Source organism: Brevundimonas sp. EU05-FHT14B07, from assembly GCF_058790795.1.
Genome location: NZ_JBYTCZ010000005.1, coordinates 102,384 through 122,460, shown reverse-complemented (window position 1 = coordinate 122,460; position 20,077 = coordinate 102,384). Strand labels below are relative to the sequence as shown.

General features: G+C 65.7%; 21 protein-coding genes and 1 tRNA gene. 15 read left to right on the top strand and 7 right to left on the bottom strand.

The genetic code is table 11. From position 1 onward, the window contains the following. Positions 1–153: 153 nt before the first annotated feature. The 4 genes from AC3WRC_RS12920 to AC3WRC_RS12905 form a co-directional block, all read right to left on the bottom strand. On the bottom strand, positions 154–1,641 hold the full coding sequence (locus AC3WRC_RS12920; RefSeq protein WP_492304112.1) for a Ppx/GppA phosphatase family protein: 1,488 nt from the start codon (positions 1,639–1,641) through the stop codon (positions 154–156). Then, positions 1,641–3,857 (bottom strand): RNA degradosome polyphosphate kinase, encoded by a 2,217-nt coding sequence (locus AC3WRC_RS12915; protein WP_313447215.1) that lies wholly within the window; start codon positions 3,855–3,857, stop codon positions 1,641–1,643. The genes AC3WRC_RS12920 and AC3WRC_RS12915 overlap by 1 nt, the downstream gene beginning before the upstream one ends. A gap of 60 nt (positions 3,858–3,917) precedes the next feature. Continuing rightward, the gene (locus AC3WRC_RS12910; protein WP_199059516.1) at positions 3,918–4,598 is read right to left on the bottom strand and encodes a P-loop NTPase family protein; all 681 of its coding nucleotides are present in this window, start codon (positions 4,596–4,598) and stop codon (positions 3,918–3,920) included. Between the two features lie 86 nt (positions 4,599–4,684). Next, complete coding sequence (locus tag AC3WRC_RS12905) at positions 4,685–5,008, bottom strand: YciI family protein (RefSeq protein ID WP_233156372.1); 324 nt, start codon at positions 5,006–5,008, stop codon at positions 4,685–4,687. A 129-nt stretch (positions 5,009–5,137) separates the two neighbouring features. Between AC3WRC_RS12905 and aspS the strand changes: the two genes are divergently transcribed. The 8 genes from aspS (at position 5,138) to rplA (ending at position 11,177) form a co-directional block, all read left to right on the top strand. Then, the gene (aspS, locus tag AC3WRC_RS12900; protein WP_492304111.1) at positions 5,138–6,970 is read left to right on the top strand and encodes an aspartate--tRNA ligase; all 1,833 of its coding nucleotides are present in this window, start codon (positions 5,138–5,140) and stop codon (positions 6,968–6,970) included. A gap of 145 nt (positions 6,971–7,115) precedes the next feature. After that, complete coding sequence (locus tag AC3WRC_RS12895) at positions 7,116–7,250, top strand: hypothetical protein (RefSeq protein ID WP_255360388.1); 135 nt, start codon at positions 7,116–7,118, stop codon at positions 7,248–7,250. Positions 7,251–7,344: 94 nt separating this feature from the next. Beyond that, entirely contained in the window at positions 7,345–8,679 is a 1,335-nt protein-coding gene (locus AC3WRC_RS12890) for a hemolysin family protein (protein WP_153923662.1), read from the top strand. 96 nt (positions 8,680–8,775) lie between these two features. Then, positions 8,776–8,851: transfer RNA gene (locus AC3WRC_RS12885), tRNA-Trp, on the top strand. Positions 8,852–8,921: 70 nt separating this feature from the next. After that, entirely contained in the window at positions 8,922–9,236 is a 315-nt protein-coding gene (gene secE, locus AC3WRC_RS12880; protein ID WP_017506693.1) for a preprotein translocase subunit SecE, read from the top strand. A 13-nt stretch (positions 9,237–9,249) separates the two neighbouring features. Next, positions 9,250–9,825 carry a transcription termination/antitermination protein NusG gene (nusG, locus tag AC3WRC_RS12875; RefSeq protein ID WP_017506694.1) on the top strand — a complete coding sequence of 192 codons (576 nt, stop codon included), beginning with the start codon at positions 9,250–9,252 and terminating at the stop codon, positions 9,823–9,825. Between the two features lie 227 nt (positions 9,826–10,052). After that, positions 10,053–10,484: a 50S ribosomal protein L11 gene (gene rplK / locus AC3WRC_RS12870; protein ID WP_055754816.1), complete on the top strand. Its 432-nt coding sequence runs from the start codon at positions 10,053–10,055 to the stop codon at positions 10,482–10,484. A 3-nt stretch (positions 10,485–10,487) separates the two neighbouring features. After that, positions 10,488–11,177, top strand: coding sequence for a 50S ribosomal protein L1 (rplA, locus tag AC3WRC_RS12865; protein ID WP_017506695.1), 690 nt, complete (start codon positions 10,488–10,490; stop codon positions 11,175–11,177). A 64-nt stretch (positions 11,178–11,241) separates the two neighbouring features. Here the strand turns inward: rplA and AC3WRC_RS12860 are convergent, their stop codons facing one another. Next, positions 11,242–11,850, bottom strand: a complete 609-nt coding sequence (locus AC3WRC_RS12860) for an NAD(P)-dependent oxidoreductase (RefSeq protein WP_492304110.1) — start codon at positions 11,848–11,850, stop codon at positions 11,242–11,244. Positions 11,851–11,903: 53 nt separating this feature from the next. Here AC3WRC_RS12860 and AC3WRC_RS12855 point away from each other — a divergent pair, with 53 nt between their 5' ends. The 6 genes from AC3WRC_RS12855 to rplL all read left to right on the top strand — a co-directional run bounded on the left by AC3WRC_RS12855 (position 11,904) and on the right by rplL (position 15,992). Continuing rightward, complete coding sequence (locus AC3WRC_RS12855) at positions 11,904–12,320, top strand: winged helix-turn-helix transcriptional regulator (RefSeq protein WP_492304109.1); 417 nt, start codon at positions 11,904–11,906, stop codon at positions 12,318–12,320. 90 nt (positions 12,321–12,410) lie between these two features. Then, positions 12,411–13,472 carry an AI-2E family transporter gene (locus AC3WRC_RS12850; protein ID WP_492304108.1) on the top strand — a complete coding sequence of 354 codons (1,062 nt, stop codon included), beginning with the start codon at positions 12,411–12,413 and terminating at the stop codon, positions 13,470–13,472. 153 nt (positions 13,473–13,625) lie between these two features. Then, the gene (locus AC3WRC_RS12845) at positions 13,626–14,078 is read left to right on the top strand and encodes an NUDIX hydrolase (RefSeq protein ID WP_055754820.1); all 453 of its coding nucleotides are present in this window, start codon (positions 13,626–13,628) and stop codon (positions 14,076–14,078) included. Positions 14,079–14,146: 68 nt separating this feature from the next. Beyond that, on the top strand, positions 14,147–14,719 hold the full coding sequence (locus tag AC3WRC_RS12840) for a DUF2059 domain-containing protein (RefSeq protein WP_153923672.1): 573 nt from the start codon (positions 14,147–14,149) through the stop codon (positions 14,717–14,719). Between the two features lie 311 nt (positions 14,720–15,030). Then, on the top strand, positions 15,031–15,546 hold the full coding sequence (gene rplJ / locus AC3WRC_RS12835; protein WP_055754822.1) for a 50S ribosomal protein L10: 516 nt from the start codon (positions 15,031–15,033) through the stop codon (positions 15,544–15,546). Positions 15,547–15,608: 62 nt separating this feature from the next. Next, a complete protein-coding gene (gene rplL / locus AC3WRC_RS12830) occupies positions 15,609–15,992 on the top strand; it encodes a 50S ribosomal protein L7/L12 (RefSeq protein ID WP_055754823.1) in 384 nt (127 codons plus the stop codon). Between the two features lie 132 nt (positions 15,993–16,124). Here rplL and AC3WRC_RS12825 read toward each other — a convergent pair whose 3' ends face one another. Continuing rightward, positions 16,125–17,042 carry a CE1 family esterase gene (locus tag AC3WRC_RS12825; RefSeq protein ID WP_492304107.1) on the bottom strand — a complete coding sequence of 306 codons (918 nt, stop codon included), beginning with the start codon at positions 17,040–17,042 and terminating at the stop codon, positions 16,125–16,127. 119 nt (positions 17,043–17,161) lie between these two features. Here AC3WRC_RS12825 and AC3WRC_RS12820 point away from each other — a divergent pair, with 119 nt between their 5' ends. Next, positions 17,162–17,839, top strand: coding sequence for a type 1 glutamine amidotransferase domain-containing protein (locus tag AC3WRC_RS12820; protein WP_055804574.1), 678 nt, complete (start codon positions 17,162–17,164; stop codon positions 17,837–17,839). 40 nt (positions 17,840–17,879) lie between these two features. Here the strand turns inward: AC3WRC_RS12820 and AC3WRC_RS12815 are convergent, their stop codons facing one another. Continuing rightward, positions 17,880–19,856: a M61 family metallopeptidase gene (locus AC3WRC_RS12815; RefSeq protein ID WP_492304106.1), complete on the bottom strand. Its 1,977-nt coding sequence runs from the start codon at positions 19,854–19,856 to the stop codon at positions 17,880–17,882. Between the last annotated feature and the right edge of the window lie 221 nt (positions 19,857–20,077).

The following is a 20,077-nucleotide window of genomic DNA, read 5'->3' as shown; positions in this document are numbered from 1 at the left end:
TCCCCATGCAATGGGGAGGGGGACCGCGAAGCGGTGGAGGGGCTCTTGAAGTCCCGCGGGCACCTATGATGCGTTGGAGAACCCCTCCGTCCCGGCGCAGAGGGCGCGCCGCGCCACCTCCCCATAAGATGGGGAGGAGACGGGCTGATCGCCTTAGATCTTCAGACCCAGGTCCATCGCCTCGGCGAGGGCCTTGGCGCGCTTTTTGGTCTGTTCGCCCAAGAGGACGTCAGCGTAGCCTTCGGTCGCGGTCAGGCGCAGGTCGCCGCCTTTGACCTTGGCGGTGGCGTTGGCCATCAGCTGGGGCGAGCGCCCGGACAGATCGCAGGCCAGACGGATAGCCAGGCCGATGGCGCGGGCGCGTTTGGCGGCGGCGGCGTCGAGCAGGCGGTCGATGACCTCGGGCTGCGGCGTGGCGGGCGCGCCACCGTAGCGGGCGTTCATGGCGCTGGCCAAAAAGGCGCGTTCCGTGTGGCTGATGCCGGCGACGGGCGCGCGCAGCACCTGGTCGAAGACAAGCTCCAGCCTGTGATCCGGATGCAGCCGCGCGCCCAGGTCCGCCAGACGGCAGGCGGCGCTGACCAGCACGGCGTCGCGTTTCTCGCCGAACACCTCGGGCAGGGCGGCGACGATTTCGGAAATCCAGCCGTTGAGCGCGCCGGGCAGGGCGGGAGCCACGCCCTGGCGACCGCCCAGGGCGGTGCAGCCGGCCAGCAGCGGATCGGCCGTGCGCGTCGCCTCGTCCAGCGTCTCGAAAAGCAGGCCCTCGCGCACGCCCCAGGCCGACATCTCGATCTGTTTGAGACCAAGATGTTTGATCAACGCCTCAAGCACCAGGCCGGCGTAAGGCAGGGTCTCGGCGCGTTTCTTCGACACGCCGGGCAGTTTGGCCAGGCTGGCTGCCGACTGTTGCGCCACCAGACGCGCGGTCTCCAGCGCCTCATCGGCCGACATCTGATACTGATGCACGACCTTCAGCGGATAGGATTTCAGGCCCATTTGCACCTGGGCCAGGGTGCGCCACGCGCCGCCCACGGCGTAGAGACGCTCGCTCTTGAACTGGCCTGCGATCGGTTTCAGGGCCTGATCGATGCGGTCCTTGATGCGCTGGGCGTCGAAGGCCTTGCCGTCAGCCAGTGCAAACGGACCCAGCGGCAGGGTCAGGCCGTTCCCGACGCCGTCTCCGTTCAGCCGGGTCAGCTCAAGACTGGCGCCGCCCATGTCGGCCGAGACGCCGTGAGCCAGGGGGGCGCCGGCCAATACGCCCATGGCCGCATATTTGGCCTCTTCCTCACCCGACAGGACGCGGATCTGGAGGCCGGTCTCGGCGGCGACCCGCTCACAGAACTCCGGCCCGTCCAAGGCTTCGCGCACGGCGGCGGTGGCGGCGATCAGGGTCGCGTCCGGCCGCACGCCTTCCAGCACGGCGGCGAAGCGGCGCAGCGCCGTCATCGCCATGACCACGCCCTCGGGCGACAGTTTGCGCGTCGTCGGCAGGTCGCGGCCCAGGCCGGCCAGAACCTTCTCATTATACACGGTCCAGATCGCGCGGCCTTCCAGCCGGTACAGGACCAGACGAACCGAGTTTGAACCGATGTCGATCGCGGCGATGTCGCGGTCGGTAAGCGTGATGTCGGGCATCAGCGGCCTGGACGCTCGTAGCGCAGGACGGCGGGCAGGCTCTTGGCCTTACGGCCGCGCCCGGACAGGCTGGGATTTGTCATGAAGTATTTGTGGGCCGAGAAGGGCCGCTCAGGATCGGCGGGGGTAACGCGTGTATAGCGCCCTTCGGCGTCCAGCACCCAGCTTTGTGCGTCGTCCTTCAGATTGGCGACCATGATCTGGTCCAGCACCTGATCGTGGACGGTGGCGTTGCGGATCGGCGTCATCAGCTCGACACGGCGATCCAGGTTGCGGGTCATCCAGTCGGCCGAGGAGATGAAGACCTTGGCCTTGTCGTGCGGCAGGTCCTTGCCATTGGCGAAACAGACGATGCGGCTGTGTTCCAGGAAGCGGCCGACGATCGACTTGACCCGGATATTCTCCGACAGGCCTGGTACGCCAGGACGCAGGCAGCAGATGCCGCGCACGACCAGATCGATCCGCACGCCCCACTGGCTGGCCCGGTACAGGGCGTCGATGATCTCGACATCGACCAGGGCGTTCAGCTTGACCCAGATGGCGGCGGGCTTGCCCATGGCGGCGGCCGACATCTCCTTGCCGATCAGCTCGATCAGCGTGGCCTTCATGTTCAGCGGCGAGACGACCAGGGCCTCGAGGTGGTCCGGCGTCGCATAGCCCGTGATGTAATTGAACACCCGCGTCGCATCGCGCCCCAGGACGGGGTCGCAGGAGAACAGCGACAGGTCGGTGTAAACCTTGGCCGTGACGGGGTGATAGTTGCCAGTGCCGAAGTGGCAGTAGGTGCGCAGGCCCTCGCCCTCGCGCCGGACGACGACACTGACCTTGGCGTGGGTCTTGTATTCGACGAAGCCGAAGACGACGTGGACGCCGGCCCGCTCCATCGCCCGCGCCCAGCGCAGATTGGCCTCTTCGTCGAAGCGGGCCTTCAGTTCGACCAGGGCGGTGACGTTCTTGCCGTTCTCGGCCGCCTCGATCAGGGCGGCGACGATGGGGCTGTCCTTGGAGGTGCGGTACAGCGTCTGTTTGATCGCGATGACATTGGGATCGCGCGCTGCCTGACGCAGAAACTGAACCACCACGTCGAAGCTCTCGAACGGGTGGTGGATCAGCAGATCCTTTTCGCGAATGGCCGCGAAAACGTCGCCGCCATTGTCGCGGACGCGTTCGGGATAGCGCGGCTCATAGCCCTTGAACTTCAGGTCCGGGTGGCCGCCGGGGATCAGGTCCGACAGTTGGGCCAGGCCCAGCATGCCGTCGACCAGAACCACGTCCTGGGGCGCGGCCTCCAGCTCGCCGACGATGAAGTCGCGCAGATCGGTGGGCATGGACGCCTCGATCTTGACCCGCACCACCGAGCCCAGGCGACGCTGCTTCAGCGCCTCCTCGAACTCCAGGACCAGGTCCTCGGCCTCTTCCTCGATCTCTATGTCCGAGTCGCGGATCAGGCGCAGCACACCCTTTTCCTGAACTTCGCAGCCGGGGAACAGGTGATCGATGAACAGCAGCAGCACGTTTTCCAGCGTGATGAATCGCTTGTGCCCCGGCGTGGAGCGGCCGTCGGTCGGCAGTTCCCAGAAGCGGCGAACCTGGGTCGGCACCGGCACCAGGGCGTAGAAGGTCTTGGTCTCGCCCTTGCGCTTTAGTTTCAGCGCCAGGGAGAAGCCGAGGTTGGGCAGGAAGGGGAAGGGGTGCGCCGGGTCGATGGCGAGAGGCGTCAGGACGGCGAAGAGCTGGTTCAGGAACTCGGGTTCCAGACGCTCCTTCTCGGTCTTGGTGATCTTCTGGCGATCGACGATCTCGATGCCGGCGACCGTCAGCTCCTTCTTTAGCTGACGCCAGCGCAGCTGCTGTTCGGCCATCAGCTCGCCGGCGGCGATGTTGATCCGCTCCAGCTGTTCGGCGGGCGTCAGGCCGTCGGCGGACAGGACGCGCAGACGTTCGCGCAACTGACCCTTCAGGCCGGCGACGCGGGTCATGAAGAACTCGTCCAGGTTATTGGCCGAGATAGACAGGAACCGCAGCCGCTCCAGCAGCGGGTGGTTGGGGTTGGCCGCTTCTTCCAGCACGCGTTCGTTGAACGCCAGCCATGAGGTTTCGCGATTGAAGAACCGGCTGGGCGAGGCCATCAGCTCTTCGCTCAGCGCCAGTTGAGGGGCGCGAGAGGCGGGAACCTCTTCGCCTCGGGTGTCGTCATGGATCGCGGCGTCGGTCATGAACCGGTTCTCGCGCGCGTGTGTGACGGCCGCAAGCGGGCGCCGAGAAAATGTCGCGGGTCAGTCGGTGGCGGCGTCCATGGCGTCCAGCACTTGGCGAGCCAGGACGCGAGTGACCGGGCGGTGCAGGGCGTCCAGACGTTCGACCACCGCGGCGGCGGTCTCGGCCGAGCGGTCCAGGCGGCGCACCAGATAGTCGATCACGTCGTCGGACGGGGTGATGCTGCGTTCGGCGAAACGGGCGCGCAGTATGGCCGACAGGACCGCGTCGTCGGGCGCGGCGATGGCGACGGCGCGCACGGCGTCCAGCCGCGAACGCAGATCGGGCAGATCGACCGACCACTGACGCGGGGCCGAACGCGACACCAGCAGCAGGGCGCCGCCGCCGGAGTTGGCGAGATTGATCAGGTGAAACAGGCTTTCGTCGTCGGCGTCCGCCGCGCGGTCCAGCAGGACCGGCCGGCCTTCCAGCTCAAGCGGATCGATCAAGGCGGCCTCGGCGCCGTTCAACGGCACGGCGCCGACCCGCTCGGCCCAGTCGGCGGCGAGGCGGCTCTTGCCCGATCCTGGGGGGCCGTGCAGCGCCAGCACCGCGCCCACGCCATCGGGCCAGCGGGCCAGAACGCGCACGGCCTCGGCGTTGCTGTCGGAGGTCACGAAGGCCTCGCCCGCAACCGGCCGCTCCAGCGGCAGACGCAGCTGGTCGGTAGTCGTCGGGGGCAGGGCGCTCAGCGCGGACATGCGCCTGTCATAGCAGAGGCCGGCGTTAACCGCGTCAGGCCCGCTCTGTTGGTTCCGGGGAGCGAACCGCGCCCCTGTGGATGAAATCAGGCGAATTCGGCCAGGGCCGGGTTCAGCTTGCCGGCCTTGAACTCGGTCACCGTGTAATCGGCCAGGCCGTGAACCTGGAACGGATCGTCCTTCAGCAGGGTCTCCAGCTCTTGCTTGGTCCCGCCGCTGCGCACCACCAGGATGCCGCCGGTGCGCGGCACCATCGGCCCGGCGGCGATGATCAGGCCGCTGGCGACATGCTGATCCAGCCACGCGCGATGCTCGACCGTCCGCGCCTCGATGGCTTCGATGGGCTGGGTGTAGGTGATGGTGACGATGAACATGGCGGCCTCGGGCGGGATGGAAGCGTCAGATATCATGCGCGGCGGCAGGCTTTGCAACGGCTGAAACCTTGACTTTCCGGGGCGATGATGCGCCCTACGCCGCTTCGATTTCGGGCGCCGACGGCGTCGGATTCCACCGCCCAGAGACTCCAGACGGTTCGTTTCATGCACGCCTATCGCTCTCACACCTGCGGCGCTCTGCGCGCCTCCGACGCCGGTTCCGCTGTTCGCCTGTCGGGCTGGGTTCACCGCAAGCGCGACCACGGCGGTCTGCTGTTCATCGATCTGCGCGACCACTACGGTCTGACGCAGCTGGTTCTGCACCCCGAGACGCCGGGCTTCGCCGCCGTGGAGCGTCTGCGCGCCGAGAGCGTGATCAAGGTCGATGGCGAGGTGGTCGCCCGCGACGCCTCGGTGGTGAACCCCAACCTGCCGACCGGCGAGGTCGAGGTGCGCGTCCAGGGCGTCGAGGTGCTGTCCGAAGCCGCCGAACTGCCGATGCCGGTCTTTGGGGATCAGGAATATCCAGAGGATATCCGCCTGGCCAACCGCTTCCTGGATCTGCGCCGCGAGCGACTGCACAAGAACATCGTGCTGCGCTCCAAGGTGATTTCCTCGATCCGCCGTCGCATGGTCGATCAGGGCTTCCTGGAGTATCAGACTCCGATCCTGACGGCCTCGTCGCCGGAAGGCGCGCGCGACTTCCTGGTGCCGTCGCGTCTGCATCCGGGCAAGTTCTATGCGCTGCCCCAGGCGCCGCAGCAGTTCAAACAGCTGCTGATGGTGTCGGGCTTCGATCGCTACTTCCAGATCGCACCCTGCTTCCGCGACGAAGACCTGCGCGCCGACCGTTCGCTGGAGTTCTATCAGCTCGACGTCGAGATGAGCTTCGTGACGCAGGAAGACGTCTTCGCCGCCATCGAGCCGCTGATGCACGGCGTGTTCGAGGAGTTCGGCGAGGGCAAGCCGGTCTCGGCCATCGACGGCGTTCATACCTTCACCAACGACTTCGGCGAGACGTTCGAGCACAAGGGTTTCGAGCGCCTGACCTATGCCCAGTCGATGGCCTGGTATGGCTCGGACAAGCCGGACCTGCGCAATCCGATCAAGATGCAGGTCGTGTCGGATCATTTCCGCGACGGCGGCTTCGGCCTGTTCGCCAAAATCCTGGGCGCGGACGACAAGAACGCCGTCTGGGCCATCCCGGCGCCGACCGGCGGCAGCCGCGCCTTCTGCGACCGCATGAACAGCTGGGCGCAGGGCGAGGGCCAACCGGGCCTGGGCTATATCTTCTGGTCCGAAGACCAGGGCACTTGGGGCGGCCCTATTGCCAAGAATCTGGGTCAGGAGCCGACCGAGGCCCTGATGTCGTCGCTGGGCCTGGGCCAGGGCGACGCCGCTTTCTTCGTCGCTGGCCTGCCGGCGACCTTCGCCAAGTTCGCCGGCTTGGCCCGCACCCGCGTGGGTATGGAGCTGAAGTTGGTGGACGAAGACCAATTCAAATTCTGCTGGATCGTTGACTTCCCCATGTTCGAATGGTCGGAAGAAGAGAAGAAGGTCGACTTCAGCCACAACCCCTTCTCGATGCCGCAGGGCGGTTTGGAGGCCCTGGAGACCCAGGATCCGCTGACCATCCGGGCCTATCAGTACGACATCGTCTGCAACGGTTATGAGCTGTGCTCAGGCGCGATCCGGAACCACAAGGCCGAGATCATGCTGAAGGCGTTCGAGATCGCCGGCTATGACGCCTCGGTGGTCGAGGAGCAGTTCGGCGGCATGCTGAACGCCTTCCGCTATGGCGCTCCGCCGCACGGCGGTCTGGCCCCCGGCATCGACCGCATCGTCATGCTGCTGGCGGGCGAGACGGCCATCCGCGAGGTCATCGCCTTCCCGCTGAACCAGCAGGGCGAGGATTTGCTGATGAACGCCCCGACCGAGGCCGAGGAGCGCCAGCTGAAGGACGTCCACATCCGCACGGCGCTGCCGATCAAGGTGTGATCGGCGAGGTCTGATCAAGGACGACAGAGGGGGGGACGCTTCGCGGCGTCCCCTTTTTTGCGCTCGCGCCCAGCGCGAGCACGATTGCCTGCAACCGCAAACCGGGATTTACGTTCGGATCGGACGTTAATCTTTCGGTAACCAAATGCGACGCGCCATTCGTCTGGGTATCTTCATCGGCACCGTGCTGGGCATGAGCGCCTGTGCGACCCAGTACGACGCCAATGGTCGGCCGGTTTCGGGCGCTTACGGCTCGGTCGAAGCCGGGCGGACGGGCTGAGCGCAAGGAAAACGTGGCGCTGGTCGCGATCCTGCCCTAATGTAGCGCTGCGGACGCCGTCTGTCGCGCCGCGTCGGTCCCCAAAACCCCCTAGATGTTACTCATCGCTATTGCTGTCGTTCTGCTCCTGGTGGTGCTCAACGGCTTGTTCGCCATGACTGAATTGGCGGTCGTCTCCTCGCGGAAATCCAAACTACAGGCGAGGGCGGAACGGGGCGACCGGGGGGCCAGGGCGGCGCTGAAGCTGTCGGAAGAACCGACTCAGTTCCTGTCCGCGGTTCAGGTGGGCATCACTCTGATCGGCATTCTGGCGGGCGCCTATGGTCAGGCGACCATCGCGGGCGAACTGGATCGCATTCTGGAAGTCGCTTTCCCGGCGCTGGCTCAATATACCGAATTTTTCGCCACGGCCCTGGTGGTCGTGTGCATCACCTATGTCTCGCTGATCATCGGCGAACTGGTGCCCAAGCGCCTTGCGCTGATCTTCCCCGAAACGGTAGCGTCCAAGATGGCCGGGCCGATCTCCAAGCTGGCGATCGTGCTGAAGCCCTTCGTCCTGCTGCTGACCGCCTCCACCTCGGGCATACTGAAGCTGTTGGGCGTCAAGGATCGCGATGGCTCCGACGTGACCCAGGAAGAGGTTGCGACCATCCTGGCCGAAGGCACCTCGGCCGGCCTGATCGAGCCCGAAGAGCAGGTGATGATCGAGGAAATCCTGCGCCTGGGCGACCGTCCGGTGCGGGTGGCCATGACGCCGCGTCACGACGTGTTCTGGATCGCCCTGGACGACCCCGAAGAGATGCTGCGCGAAGAGATTCGCACCTGCCCCTATTCGCGGATCGTGGTGGCGCGCGAGAGCGACGTCGATAATCCGCTGGGCGTGGTTCACAAGAAGGATCTGCTGGACAGCCTGCTGACCAACGGCAAGTTCGACATCGAGCCGCTGGTCGCCGAACCGGCCTTCATTCCTCAGTCGACCTCGGTGTTGAAGGCGCTGGAGATCCTGAAAGGCTCGCGCGTCCACATGGCCTTTATCGTCGACGAGTACGGCGCCTTCGAAGGCGTGGTGACAGCGACCGACATCCTGGAAATGATCGCCGGCGACTTTAACGAAGGCCATGACGAAGAGCAGGCCTGGATCCATCAGCGCGCCGACGGCAGCTGGCTTGTCGACGGTCAGACGGACCTGGACGAACTGGCTGACAAGCTGGGCGAGGACTTTGGCGAGCATGAAGGCTTCCACACCGTCGCCGGCCTGATTCTGCACCAGATCTCGCGCGTCCCGGACGAGGGCGAAGTGCTGCAGGTCGGCCGATTCGAGGTCGAGGTCGTGGATATGGACGACCGCCGCATCGACAAGCTGATCTTCAAGGAACTGGTGAAGGCACAAGACGAGCGCGACGCCATCGCCGCGCATCTGGAAGACTGATCGCAAGTGTCACATCGCCCTTGAAATGGCGGGCGGTGTCGGGCATACGCCCCCCTCTGGCGAACGCACGGACCTTTCGGGTTTGCGCGGTTGTCTAGGAGTTTAGCTCAGCTGGTAGAGCACCGGTCTCCAAAACCGGGGGTCGTGGGTTCGAGTCCCCCAACTCCTGCCAATCCCCCCTGTCGCTTCCGGATGGGACTTCCCATCTGGGGCGACAGGAACAATTGTGTGAAGAGCAACTGATGGCCAAGGCCAAAACTCCCGGCAAGCGGCCTCAAGGCAGCGCGAAGCCCCAGATGGGCGCCAAGCCTCAGGCGGCCGGCGCCGCCGCCATCACGGTCGATTCGCCCGAGCCCAAGAAGCCCCGCACCAGCCCCGGCCAGTTCCTGAGCCAGGTGCGCGCCGAAGGCCGCAAGATCGTCTGGCCCAGCCGCAAGGAGACCTGGATCACCTCGGTGATGGTCTTCATCATGGTCATCATCGCCTCGATCTTCTTCTGGATCGTGGACACCGGCCTGGGCTACGCCTTCCGCTACATCATCGCTCTCGGATCCTGAGAAAGACGCGCCCATGACCGATGCAGCGCCCGCAAAGCCCGCCAATCCGCGCCACAAGTGGTACATCGTCAACGCCTACTCGAACTTCGAGAAGAAGGTCGCCGAGCAGCTGCGTGATCAGGCCAAGCAACAAGGCCTTGAAGACGCCTTCTCCGAAATCCTGGTTCCGACCGAAGACGTCGTCGAGATCCGTCGCGGTCGCAAGGTGAACTCGGAACGCAAGTTCTTCCCCGGCTATGTGCTGGTGAAAATGGAAATGACCGACCAGGCCTATCACCTGGTCAAGAACACGCCGAAGGTCACGGGCTTCCTCGGCGCCGCGGGCGGCACCAAGCCCCTGCCGGTCTCCGAGCGTGAAGTTCAGAACATCATCGGCGCCGTGGAAGAGGGCGTCGAGCGTCCGAAGCCCACCATCCGCTTCGACATCGGCGAGAAGGTCAAGGTCATCGACGGCCCGTTCGCCAGCTTCGACGGTTCGGTCGAGAGCGTGGACGAAGAACACGCCCGCCTGCGCGTCGCCGTGTCCATCTTCGGCCGCGCCACGCCGGTCGAACTGGAATACGCCCAGGTGGAGAAGGTCGCGGGCTGAGGCTCACGCACCTGTCGATATTTAAGCCGCGTCCGACAGGGCGCGGCTTTTTCGTTTCTGCGGCGAGGGCGGGGCGGTGCGTTGCCTTTCCATCCCCCCTCTGTTACACGCGCGCCTTCGCTCGGCGGGCCATTGGTTCGCGGAGCGTCAAATCCGTGGGAGGCAGCCATGCCGCACCACGGCTCACCGGCCCTGCGTTCGCGCCGGGTCATTCATAGGAGAGACCAATGGCCAAGAAGATTCTCGGCTATATCAAGCTGCAAGTGCCGGCCGGTTCGGCCACGCCTTCGCCCCCGATCGGCCCGGCTCTGGGTCAGCGCGGCGTGAACATCATGGGCTTCTGCAAGGAGTTCAACGCGCGCACCGAGAAGGAAGCCAAGGGCACCCCGCTTCCGACCGTGATCACCGTCTATCAGGACAAGTCGTTCACCTTCATCACCAAGACGCCGCCGGCGACCTGGTACCTGAAGCAGGCCACGGGCCTGAAGTCGGGTTCGAAGCTGGTCGGCCGTGAAGTCGCCGGCAAGATCACGCAGGCGCAACTGCGCGAGATCGCCGAAAAGAAGATGAAGGATCTGAACGCCAACGACATCGACGCGGCGGCCAAGATCATCGAAGGCTCCGCCCGCGCGATGGGCCTCGAAGTGGTGGAGGGCTAAACCATGGCCAAGCAAACCAAGGCCTTCAAGGCCCGCACCGGCGTGACCCAAGACCTGCTGCCGTTCTCCGACGCCATCAAGCTGGCCAAGGAAAACGCCAAGGCCAAGTTCGACGAGTCGCTGGAAATCTCGGTCAACCTGGGCGTCGACCCGCGTCACGCCGACCAACAGGTCCGTGGCGTCGTCAACCTGCCGTCGGGCACCGGCCGTGACGTTCGCGTCGCCGTCTTCGCCAAGGACGCCAAGGCCGCCGAAGCCACCGCAGCCGGGGCCGAACACGTCGGCGCCGAAGATCTGTACGAAAAGATCGCCGGCGGCTTCATGGAGTTCGACCGCGTGATCGCATCGCCGGACATGATGGCCCTGGTCGGCCGTCTGGGTAAGGTGCTGGGCCCGCGTGGCCTGATGCCGAACCCCAAGGTCGGCACCGTGACCCCGAACGTGGCCCAGGCCGTCAAGGACGCCAAGGGCGGCGCCGTCGAGTTCCGCGTCGAGAAGGCGGGCATCGTCCACGCCGGCATCGGCAAGGTTTCGTTCACCCAGGACGCCCTGGAAGCCAACGTGAAGGCCATCGTGGACGCCCTGGTGCGTTCCAAGCCGTCGGGCGCCAAGGGCACCTATGTGAAGCGCATCAGCCTGTCGTCGACGATGGGCCCGGGCTTCAAGGTCGACCCGGCCTCGCTGGGCGCCTAAGTCGAAAGAAAAGCCACACGGAAGAACGGCGGGGAGCGATCCCCGCCGTTTTTTCTTGCCCGGATCAGTAAGCCGCTGTGAAGCGGGCGCGGCTGTGCTTGGGGTTTTCCAGTTCGTCGACCATGGCGATGGCGTAGTCGGAGAAGCCGATCTTGCTGTCGCCGTTGGAGTCCACGACCAGCTGGTCGGTCCCGGTCCGGTAGCGGCCCAGGCGCGGCGTCTCCTCGATCAGGGCGGCGGGCGAGAAGAAGGTCCAGTCGATGTCCGTTTCCTGACGCAGGTCGTCCAGGAAGGTCAGGCCTCCCTTGGCGATCGGCTTCCATTCGGCCGGAAACTGCGGCGTGTCGAACAAGAGGACGCCGGGCGCGACCTCCAGGCTGGCGGCGCCGCCGGTGACGAGCAGGCGCGGGACGCCGGCGGTCTTCAGCGCGCCAAGGATCGTCGCGGCGGGAATATCGAAGTGCAGGGCGCTGATGACCGCGTCCGAACCCTCGATCAGATCGGCGAGCGCGGGGGCGTCCGAGGCGTCGCCGGCGACAGGTGTGACGCCGGTGGCGCTCGGAATCGCTTCCGGCTTGCGGGCGATGGCGGTGACCGTGTGACCGCGGGCGGCCAGTTCCTTGGTGATTTCCGAGCCGGCGCGACCGCTGGCGCCGAGGACTGCGACTTTCATGGAAGGCTCCTTTGGGTATCCAATGGATACCAGGTGCGATATGGGATGCGCCTATGCAAGACGGCACCTCTCAGACACCTGGTTACCTTCAAGAAACCTGGCTGCGCGGCGACGTGCTCGCAGCGAACAGTCCGACGCGGCAACTGCTCGACCGCATCGCCGACAAATGGAGCACCCTGATCCTGATCGTGCTGGTAGAGGGGCCGATCCGCTTCAACGCCCTGAAGCAGCGGGTCGATGGCGTGTCGCAGAAGATGCTGAGCCAGACGCTGAAGTCGCTGGAGCGCGACGGGCTGGTGTCACGCTCCGTCGTGGCCACCGTGCCGGTGTCGGTGACCTATGCGGTCACGCCGCTGGGCCGAACCCTGATGGCGGCGATGCAGTCCATGATCGACTGGGCCGAGACCCGGATGCCGGAAGTCGCGGCCGCGCAAATGGCCTATGATCAGCGGACCTCCGACGCCCACTGACTTTTTTATCGCCTGCGGCGAACGGCCACGCTCGACCCGCGTTCCTGTCGCGACCTTGAAGGGGGCGATATGTTCGGACTGGGAAAACTGATGGGCGACAAGCCTGGTGTGGGCGGCCACGACCCGTGGAAGGGGCGGCTCGCGTTCGGCGCCATCGTGCTGGTGTCGGCCTATTTCGCGGTCCAGCTGATCGTGACCTTGCAGACGCTGTGGCTGCTGATCTTCGGGGCCATCGTGGTGTCGGTGATCCTGCGCGCCCTGGCCGATCCCATCGTGCGCTGGCTGAAGGCGCCGGATCCGCTGGCCGTCTTCCTGTCGCTGCTGATCGTGGTCGCGGTCCTGGCGGGGATATTGACCCTGTTCGGAACCCAGATCACCGAACAGGTCGTGGCCCTGTCCGCCGTGGTGCCGCAAGGCTGGGAGCAGGTTCAGTCCTGGATCCAGGCCCAACCCTATGCCGCACAGCTGTTGGAGCAACTACAAGGGCTGGGCGGCCGTGCCGGTCAGGCGTTGCAGGTCGCTCAGAAGTTCGCCCTGGGCTTCGCATCGGGTGTCACCACACTGGTTCTCGTCGTGGTCGCGGGCGTCTTCCTGGCGATCGAGCCCGCCAAGTCGCGCGAGGGGCTGCTGTCCATGCTGCCCATGGATCGCCGCCCGCGAATGCGCGAAGTGCTGAACAGCTGTGGGAAGGCGCTGAAAGGCTGGCTGAAGGCGCAGCTGTTCTCGATGGTTCTGGTCGGCACGCTGACAGGGGTCGGCTTGGCCATCATCGGCGTGCCGTCGGCGCTGGGGCTGGGTCTGCTGACGGGATTGGCGCAGTTCGTGCCGATCGTGGGCCCCATCGTCTCCACCGTGCCGGCCGTGCTGGTCGGCGCCACGCAAGGGTGGCAGACGGCCCTGATGACGCTGGCGCTGTATGTCGTTGTGTCCCAGCTGGAGAGCAACTTCATCACGCCGATGGTGCAGAAGAACGTCGCGAACTTGCCCGTGGTGCTGGGCATCTTCGCCGTCGTGGGCATCGGCACCCTGTTCGGGCCGCTGGGCGTGCTGTTCGCCACGCCGCTGGCGCTGGTGCTGCACACCTTGATCACCATGCTGTATCGTCAGGACGTGCTGGGCGATCCAAAGGCCAAGGCGCCCGGCGAGAAATAAATGGGACCGTCCGTGGTCTGACAACTTGACGCAGCCATCGTGATCCCGTTTCGAGGGCGGCCGCGACCGGCAGACCTGGAACCAGACGTGAAGATTGGGCGAGCGCCAGCACGAATCGTCAGGACCGCTCAAGCGATGGGCGAGGGCTGAGGCGTGCCGCAGGCCCGGTCGAAACGCACCACCCGCTCCGAGACCCGGCAGGTCGCGGCCCTGCCGTGGCGGCTGGAGGACGGCGAGCGTCGCATCCTGATGATCACCTCGCGCGAAACGCGACGCTGGGTGATCCCCAAGGGCGGGCGGATGGTCGGCAAGAGCGATCCCGAGGCCGCCGCCCAGGAGGCGATGGAGGAGGCGGGGGTGAAGGGCGACGTCGACACTCAGTCCATCGGCGTCTTCCGATACGCCAAGGGTCTGAAAGACGGCGGCGTGCGTCAGTGCGTGGTGTCGGTCTATCCGCTGGAAGTGCTGATCCAAATGGGCGCCTGGCCCGAGGCGCATCAGCGCGAGCGCCGTTGGATGAGCCTGAGCGAGGCGGCGGATCTGGTTCATGAGCCCGACCTGGCCGCGCTGATCCGCGACTTCGACGCCACGCCGCTCGAAGATTGAGCAACCGTCGGTCGAATTCTACTGGCCTGCGGACCTGAGCCTTCCGATAAGTGGGCGGGGAGGCCATCATGATCATCACACGCAAACAGGCGCTGGCTGCGTCGCTGGGTCTGGCGCTGGGTCTGAGCGCGACAGGCGCGCACGCGCAGACGGCGGCTCAATCGGAAACAGTCGTCGTCACACGCGTCGAGCCTGCGCCGCAGGATGCCGGCCTGGCCCGCCGCAGCGCCTTGGCGCGCGAGTTGATCGATCTGTCCGTCGGACCGAACTTCATGAAGGAGTTCGAGCGCGTCATGGTCGCGCAGATGGGCGAACTGGATAAGAAGGGCGGCGAAGAAGCGATTTGGGTCCGCACCAACATGCCGTCTATGGCTAGCAGAATGATCGAACGGTTCATGGATGACCTGGCCCCAATCTACGGCTCCGTCTTCACTGAAGAAGAACTCGTCGCTCAGATCGCGTTCTATCGCACGGCTGTCGGGCGCTCTGTTGCAGCCAAGACGATATCCTTGAGCATGGCCTCACAGGAGGTCGAGACCGCAGCGATGACGAACCTTCTGGAGGAGTTCGAGAGCAAATATTGCGCCCGGTTCGACTGCGGCGAGGCCGAACAGACCGGCGCCAAGCCCAGCCGGCGTTAAGCCGGGTTGATTTCTAACGGCGGCGCCTGTAAGAGCGCCGCTTCCCGTCGGAGGTTCATCTTCTGACGGTCCTGTCCGAGAACTTCGGGGCGTGGGGGTCACCCAGGCCATAACTGTCAGAGGGCCCTCTGACGCCGTGGGGAGATGGGGACGCGACCTTGCGCTGTCAGCCCGCATTCCGGGATGGACGCCGTCAGACGCATCCTTCGGACAATACGACCGGCTTTAACGCTTCGCAGCGATGCGACGCGCTTTGGCCAATCCGTCGTCGGGAATAAGCCCGGCGGCGAATACCAAGACTGGAGACCGCAATGGATCGCGCTCAAAAAGCCGAGTCTATCGAATCGCTCAAGGGCGTTTTCGCCGACGCCGGCAGCGTGGTCGTGACCCACAACCTGGGTCTGACCGTTGCGGAAATGGAAGATCTGCGTGGCCGTCTTCGTAAAGAAGGCGGCGCGTTCAAGGTGGTCAAGAACCGCCTGGCGCTGAAGGCGCTCGAAGCCGAGGAAGGCAGCGACTACCACAACCTGTTCAAGGGTCCCGTGGGCATCGCCTATTCCGAGAACCCCGGTACGGCCGCCAAGGTCGCCACCGAGTTCGCCAAGGCCAACGATCGCTTCAAGATCGTTGGCGGCTTCATGGGCTCGACCATCGTCGACCAAAAGGGCGTGGACGCACTGTCCAAGCTCCCGACGCTCGACGAGGTTCGCGGTCAACTCATCGGCCTGCTCAACGCGCCTGCGACCCGTATCGCCGGCGTGCTGCAAGCACCCGCCGGTCAGCTGGCTCGCGTGTTCAACGCCTACGCCACCAAGGAAGCCGCGTAAGCGGCCCAGCCTTTCATCTCTGCATCACTCTCTAAAACCAATCCTCCGAAGGAAAACTGACAATGGCTGACCTCGCCAAGATCGTCGAAGACCTGTCCGCTCTGACCGTCCTCGAAGCTGCTGAACTCTCCAAGCTGCTGGAAGAAAAGTGGGGCGTCAGCGCCGCTGCTCCGGTCGCCATGGCTGCTCCGGCCGCCGGCGGCGGCGCTCCGGCTGAAGCTGCCGAAGAGCAAACCGAATTCACCGTCGTCCTGGTCGACGGCGGCGACAAGAAGATCAACGTGATCAAGGAAGTCCGCGGCGTCCGTTCGGACCTGGGTCTGAAGGAAGCCAAGGACCTGGTCGAAGGCGCTCCGCAGAACGTCGTCGAGAACGTCTCCAAGCAAGCCGCCGACGAAGTCGCCAAGAAGCTGACGGAAGCCGGCGCCAAGGTCCAGATCAAGTAATCTGGGTCTCAGCTCTGCTGATATCGGAAAGGCCCGGCGGGAAACCGCCGGGTCTTTTTCTTTGGGGGGGGCTACCGCGCGGAGCGCTACTTGAGGCCCATGGTCGGCACTAGGGCTAGTGCTTGGTGTGCATCAGTTCTGCGGGCGTGTTCGCGCGGCGAAGAAGGCCCACAGGGCGTCGTTGTCGGCGACCCAGCTGTGGCCGCCGCCTGAGGTGATGCGGCCCACCACGTCCGCGCCGTCGCGGCAGGCTGAGTAGCCCTCTTCATAGATCTTGTCGGCGATCCAGCGGGTGTCTCGCACATGGGTGCAGCCGTTCAGCTGGGCCCAGCGCTGTTCGGCGGCGTGCATGGTGTAGCTCCAATAGCCTGCGCCGCCGCCCTGGATCGGATTGGTCGTGTCGGCGTCGCCGGCGAAGGCGATGACCGGCATGGGGCGCGAAGGGCGGCAGGTGGCGGGATCGGGTTGCTGCGGGCGGTCCTTTCTGGGATTGCCGGCGCGCAAGCCGACGACCGGAGCGATGGCGGCGAAACGGTCGGCGGCGACGCAACCCAGCCAGGACGCCATCCGCCCGCCGCCCGACAAGCCCGTCGCATAGATGCGGCTGTCATCGACGCAGCCCTGGTCAGCCAGATAATCGATGGCTCCCGTCAGATAGGCGACGTCGTCGGCATCGCCGGGACCGGGGACTGCGCCGGTGACGGTCGGCACGCCGGGGATGTTCCAGACGAAACCTTGATCGATCGGAATGCCGGCGTCGGGCGCGGCGACGATGAAGCCGTGCCGATCCGCCGCTTCAGCCAAGCCGGAAGACGCCAGCATCTTCTCTCCGGTGCCGCCGCTGCCATGCAGCAGGAAGACCAGAGGCGCCGGCCTTGCGGGGTCAAAACCCATGGGCAGGTGGATCCGCATCGTGCGTCCGCTGCGGCCGATGGCGACGGCCTGGGTCGCGCCCGCCTGTCCGATGTTGCAGGGGCCGGCTGCCTGCGCCGACGGGCTGAAGATCATCAGGCCCATCAGGGCGGCGAACAGACCGAACCAAGGCTTCATGCGACGTCGTCTCCGCTGATCGAGGCCGGCAGGGTGGGATGTTTTCGGCATCGAGGCCAGTCTTGAGCGGCGCCGTGCGGCTTCCCATCTGTGGACACCCCAAGACGGAGCCATCCCCTATGAAAATTCTGTTGGTGCTGACGTCGCACGATCAACTCGGCGACACGGGCAAGAAGACCGGCTTCTGGCTGGAAGAACTGGCGGCGCCCTATTACGCGCTGAAGGATGCGGGCGCGGAGATCGTGCTGGCCTCGCCCAAGGGCGGTCAGCCGCCGCTGGACCCCAAGAGCGACGACCCCGACGCCCAGACCGACGATACGCGCCGGTTCAAGGCCGACCCCGAAGCCCAGGCCGCCTTGGCCTCGACCGTCGTCCTGTCGTCGGTGAAGGCCGAGGATTTCGACGCCGTCTTCTATCCCGGCGGACACGGACCGCTGTGGGACCTGGCGAACGACGCCGACTCCATCGCCCTGATCGAGGCCTTCGCCAAGGCGGACAAGCCGACCGGCTTCGTCTGCCATGCGCCCGGCGTGCTGAAGTCGGTGAACGGGCCGGACGGCAAGCCGCTGGTCAACGGCCGCAAGGTGACCGGCTTCACCAACTCCGAAGAGGAGGCCGTGGGCCTGACCGATGTGGTGCCGTTCCTGGTCGAGAACGTGCTGACCGCCAACGGCGGCGACTACTCCAAGGGGCCGGACTGGGGCTCCTATGTGCTGACCGACGGCAAGCTGGTGACCGGGCAGAACCCCGGCTCGTCGCACGCGGCGGCCGAGGCGTTGCTGAAGCTGTTGAAGTAAGGGGCGTGTCTCCTTCCCGCGAGGCGGGGAGGAGACGCCTTCAGCGCCGGCGGGGCGCGAGGATTTCGGACAGGCGGTCCGGCGCGCCCTCGATCCGCTCCAGGCGGGGGTAGCGCAGACCGTCGTGATAGGCGAAGGCCACCGTGCGGAAGCGATCGCCGGATTTCAGCAACAGTTCGATCGGGGCGTCGGTCCCTTTCGCCGCCGTGACGGTGTTGCGCAACACCTCGGCCGAGCCGGCCTTGCCGTTGACGGCGACCAGGCTCCAGCCGGCGCCGAGGCCTTGCTCGAAGGCAGGCCCGCCCCAGCGGATGTTTGTCAGCTTGTCGCCCGACAGGGTGAAGCCCAACGAATACTGGAAGTCGTTGGCCCAGCCGCTCTGAACCGACTTCTCCGTCGCCGAGGGTGTGTCGGTGTAGGTCAGTCGCCAGCCGCCACGCTCGATCCCGGCCAGCGGCGCGCGGGCGTCGGGACCGACGGCGTCCAGACGGGTGCGCAGGAAGGCGGCCCAGTCGTGGGGATAGACCGCATTCAGGGCCGCGACGACGTCTTCGAAGGTGTAACCCTGAGGCGCCCATTCGCCGTCGTCGTGACCCAAGAAGCCCTTGGCGAAATCATCCAGCGACTTGCGGCCGTTGGTGCCCTCGCGGATCAGGGTGTCGGCGTCCAGCCAGACCAGCAGGCTTTCGCGGTAGTAGTCGCCGGTGCCCCGCATCCAAGATGTGAACTGGCCCGGCACGCGATAGCCCAGCAGATTGTGGTTGTTGGTGTCCTGCAAGGCGCGCCACTGGCGACCCGGCTGGTTGTCATAGAAGGCGGCGACGCTGGCCAGGGTGGCCAGGGCCACGTCCTTGGAATGCAGGCCAGAACGGGCGGCCAGCACATCGCCCCAGTATTCGGTCTGACCTTCATAGACCCACAGCAGGGTATTCTGGGTCGGGACGTTGTGATTGGCGGTCAGCTCATCCGCCGGACGCATGAACTTGCCGTTCCACGAGTGGGTGTATTCGTGGGGCAGCAGACCCCGATCGCCGGCGCTCTTGGTCCAGTTGGTGAAGAAGTCGGGCGCGCCGGTGTTCTCGGACGAGCGATGATGCTCCAGCCCGATGCCGCCCATCTGATCGGTCAGGGCGAACAGGAATTCGTAGTTGTCGAAGTGACGGGCGCCGAACAGGCGGTCGGCCTGCTGAACCATGTTCTCGAACAGTTTCAGCTGGTCGTCGGTGGCGGCCAGACCCTTGGCCTCGTCGGCCAGGATGTTCAGGTGGACGCGCTCGCCGCTGGGGTCGATGTCGACGCGGCGATAGTGCGCGCCGGCGAAGATGGGGCTGTCGATCAGGGTGTAGAGGTCGGTCGGGGCGAAGGCCGCCACGTCGCCGTCCTGAGACGCCGTGGTCAGGGCGGTGCCGTATTTCCAGCCGGCGGGCAGGACCACCGAGGGGGCGACCTGGATCTGGCGGCTGAAATGGCCGGCCGGATAGAGGATGGCCTTTTCCCACTGCAGATTGACCATGGCCGGGGTCATCAGCACGCGCCAGTTGGAACTGTCGGGCTGGGTCAGCTGCTGGAACTGCACGTCGATGCTGGTCACGCCCGCCGGGATGTCGAGGTGGAAGGCGTAAGGGTCCAGCGTGTCGCGCAGCCACTCGATCCGCTGGCCATTGGCGGTGACGGTCAGGCCGGACAGCAGCTGGATCGGGCCGGTGGCGGCGTGGTTGCCGGGCAGGAACTTCGGATAGAGCAGGGTCAGCGGGCCCGGGCTGGCGACCGGGATGGTCTGGCTGACGCGGATGATGCGGCGGTCCAGGTCGGTGATGTCGGCGCGGTACTGGATCACGCCCGGATAGGGCTTGTCCTGGGGCGCCGGGATGGCCGGCTGGGCGCGGGGCAGGGCCAGCGGCGCTTGGGTCGCATCGATGACGACCGGAGTGGACTGGAAACTCTGGGCCAGAACTGGCGAAGCGGCGGCCATCGTCAAAACGGCGAGGCAGGCGGCGGTCAGGCGGGTACGCGGCATTCGGTCATCCGGTTCGGCGAGGGAGCCGCACCGTCGGGGGCGACAGGCGATGCGTCAAGCGTGGCGTTGTGTCTCCTCCCCATGAAATGGGGAGAGGGACCGCGAAGCGGTGGAGGGGCTCTTGAAGTCCCACAGGCACCTGTGAGGCGGTGAAGAGCCCCTCCGTCACGGCGCTGAAGAAGCGCCGCGCCACCTCCCCACGCAATGGGGAGGAGACGTAT

Coding starts and splice junctions, on each gene's coding strand:
- aspS (WP_492304111.1), top strand. CDS start 5,138: ATGCACGCCTATCGCTCTCACACCTGCGGCGCTCTGCGCGCCTCCGAC.
- AC3WRC_RS12815 (WP_492304106.1), bottom strand. CDS start 19,856: ATGCCGCGTACCCGCCTGACCGCCGCCTGCCTCGCCGTTTTGACGATG.
- rplL (WP_055754823.1), top strand. CDS start 15,609: ATGGCTGACCTCGCCAAGATCGTCGAAGACCTGTCCGCTCTGACCGTC.
- nusG (WP_017506694.1), top strand. CDS start 9,250: ATGACCGATGCAGCGCCCGCAAAGCCCGCCAATCCGCGCCACAAGTGG.
- AC3WRC_RS12840 (WP_153923672.1), top strand. CDS start 14,147: ATGATCATCACACGCAAACAGGCGCTGGCTGCGTCGCTGGGTCTGGCG.
- rplA (WP_017506695.1), top strand. CDS start 10,488: ATGGCCAAGCAAACCAAGGCCTTCAAGGCCCGCACCGGCGTGACCCAA.
- AC3WRC_RS12860 (WP_492304110.1), bottom strand. CDS start 11,850: ATGAAAGTCGCAGTCCTCGGCGCCAGCGGTCGCGCCGGCTCGGAAATC.
- secE (WP_017506693.1), top strand. CDS start 8,922: ATGGCCAAGGCCAAAACTCCCGGCAAGCGGCCTCAAGGCAGCGCGAAG.
- AC3WRC_RS12895 (WP_255360388.1), top strand. CDS start 7,116: ATGCGACGCGCCATTCGTCTGGGTATCTTCATCGGCACCGTGCTGGGC.
- rplJ (WP_055754822.1), top strand. CDS start 15,031: ATGGATCGCGCTCAAAAAGCCGAGTCTATCGAATCGCTCAAGGGCGTT.
- rplK (WP_055754816.1), top strand. CDS start 10,053: ATGGCCAAGAAGATTCTCGGCTATATCAAGCTGCAAGTGCCGGCCGGT.
- AC3WRC_RS12820 (WP_055804574.1), top strand. CDS start 17,162: ATGAAAATTCTGTTGGTGCTGACGTCGCACGATCAACTCGGCGACACG.
- AC3WRC_RS12855 (WP_492304109.1), top strand. CDS start 11,904: ATGCAAGACGGCACCTCTCAGACACCTGGTTACCTTCAAGAAACCTGG.
- AC3WRC_RS12850 (WP_492304108.1), top strand. CDS start 12,411: ATGGGCGACAAGCCTGGTGTGGGCGGCCACGACCCGTGGAAGGGGCGG.
- AC3WRC_RS12920 (WP_492304112.1), bottom strand. CDS start 1,641: ATGCCCGACATCACGCTTACCGACCGCGACATCGCCGCGATCGACATC.
- AC3WRC_RS12910 (WP_199059516.1), bottom strand. CDS start 4,598: ATGTCCGCGCTGAGCGCCCTGCCCCCGACGACTACCGACCAGCTGCGT.
- AC3WRC_RS12915 (WP_313447215.1), bottom strand. CDS start 3,857: ATGACCGACGCCGCGATCCATGACGACACCCGAGGCGAAGAGGTTCCC.
- AC3WRC_RS12890 (WP_153923662.1), top strand. CDS start 7,345: ATGTTACTCATCGCTATTGCTGTCGTTCTGCTCCTGGTGGTGCTCAAC.
- AC3WRC_RS12825 (WP_492304107.1), bottom strand. CDS start 17,042: ATGAAGCCTTGGTTCGGTCTGTTCGCCGCCCTGATGGGCCTGATGATC.
- AC3WRC_RS12905 (WP_233156372.1), bottom strand. CDS start 5,008: ATGATATCTGACGCTTCCATCCCGCCCGAGGCCGCCATGTTCATCGTC.